The organism is Paenibacillus sp. ATY16 (assembly GCF_003399985.2).
In the GTDB taxonomy this organism is placed as follows: Bacteria; Bacillota; Bacilli; order Paenibacillales; family Paenibacillaceae; genus Pristimantibacillus; species Pristimantibacillus glycanilyticus.
On sequence record NZ_NMOK02000030.1, the window covers coordinates 1 to 229 of the forward strand.

Here is a 229-nt window from a genome sequence, read left to right on the forward strand (position 1 = left end):
AATACCTGATCACGATGATGATCAGATAAATCGTTTGAAAATGGCGCCGTGCGTCAGACGTGATATCATTTGTTCAGCTTTGATGGAATTTGTATGGGGCCATAGCTCAGCTGGGAGAGCGCCTGCCTTGCAAGCAGGAGGTCAGGAGTTCGATCCTCCTTGGCTCCACCAATACAATTACCGTCTATTTTTGTTCCTTGAAAACTGGATAGCGAAAGATGAAACATCC

General features: G+C 45.9%; 1 tRNA gene. It reads left to right on the top strand.

The window, feature by feature from the left end:
* The first annotated feature begins 95 nt into the window (after positions 1-95).
* A tRNA-Ala gene (locus CFI03_RS18025) sits at positions 96-171 on the top strand.
* Positions 172-229: the final 58 nt, after the last annotated feature.